Source organism: Tyzzerella sp. An114 (assembly GCF_002161055.1).
GTDB classification, from domain to species: domain Bacteria; phylum Bacillota; class Clostridia; order Lachnospirales; family Anaerotignaceae; genus Fimicola; species Fimicola cottocaccae.
In genome coordinates this window covers 1-1,298 of the sequence record NZ_NFLT01000059.1, presented here as the reverse complement: position 1 = coordinate 1,298, position 1,298 = coordinate 1, and the positions used below count along the sequence as shown (strand labels likewise).

Annotated in this window: 1 protein-coding gene; it reads right to left on the bottom strand. The window is 28.7% G+C overall.

The annotated features are described in order from the left end of the window. Positions 1-529 precede the first annotated feature (529 nt). Positions 530-946 (bottom strand): sigma-70 family RNA polymerase sigma factor, encoded by a 417-nt coding sequence (locus B5E58_RS13215; protein WP_088110096.1) that lies wholly within the window; start codon positions 944-946, stop codon positions 530-532. Positions 947-1,298 lie beyond the last annotated feature (352 nt).

Sequence of the window (1,298 nt, the reverse complement as noted above, 5' to 3'; positions counted from 1 at the left end):
CAACAATATAAACAGTGTTAGGCTACACTCATAGGCATCTCACCTTCCCCTTCGTGGAGACCACCGTCTTTGCGATAACTGAGACTCGGTGGAAGTATCATTATCCCCCTGTCCATGTCGTGGCATATAATCTTGCCAAAAGATTACTCCCATACAAGTATTCATCGCTCGGATTTATATGTTACAGACAACCGAATCTCTATTAATAATTTATTCACTCTACATTCTGTTGTAACAAATCGTCTTGGCGTACTGTATGGTACTGCTTTACCTTTTCAGGCTGAACAGGGTAATGTATTTATATTGTTGGATATTAAATTTTCAAGGTTCACGAAAAAGGTTAAAAAGGTTCAATACCCCCTCACCTTTAAGCCCTTAAAAATGACTTTTTATAACCTAAATTTCAAAACTTTTTTATTTTTGTATAATTGCACAATAATCAAATATAATTTCACACATCTTTTAATTTATTTTTAATAAAAAATCCCTCTTGTTTTTTAACAAGAGGGATTAACACATAAATTAAATTTTATAAGTTTTCATCTAAATATTTTTTTAAAGCTAATATAAGTTTTGCTTTCTCTTTACTTACATATGGTTGACTTACTCCTAAAATAGCTGCAATTTGTGTTTCTGTTTTTCCAAATATACTTAATTTCAATATATCTCTTTTATCATTTTCATTAATGAAAGACACTACCGCTTTGTATCTCATATCATTAAATATTACATCTTCAATACTACCTGATTTATCTACTAAAAGCTCTTCTCCATTCATATTTTCTGTATCCCAGCTGCTATAATAAATTAAGCCATTTTTTAAATCTCTTTCTTCTAAATAGCGTTCTCTTCTTCTCATTTGATAGTAAACTGTATATATATCATTTGTTACCTCAACCAATTGTTTATCATCTAATTTTATGTAATATTTTCTATCTTCTTTCATTTTGATTCCTCCGATTTGAATTTGTTTTTTTGCAAGTTCAAACCAAAACGGAGGACCTCTGATTTTTTTAGAAATAAAAAAAAGGCAGAACTTATTAAAAGTTCTGCCTTTGCAGTCAACATATTTATAAAAAAGGACATACTTCACCCTGTAGGATGTGTTTAGTTTAATACTTGTGTGTAATTCTTCTTTATACACAATCATGACTTACCACACCCTTACAAAAATGTATTTTATGTCATTTTTCTTCACAAATTATAAACTTCACGATATATAATATTTTTATTTTACAATATTAAGTTTTATTTTTATGCATAAATTACAATTTTCATTTATTTTTAGGTGCTTATAA

Bases quoted from the DNA above. Each gene is read 5' to 3' on its own strand.
- B5E58_RS13215 (WP_088110096.1), bottom strand. From the start codon at position 946: ATGAAAGAAGATAGAAAATATTACATAAAATTAGATGATAAACAATTG.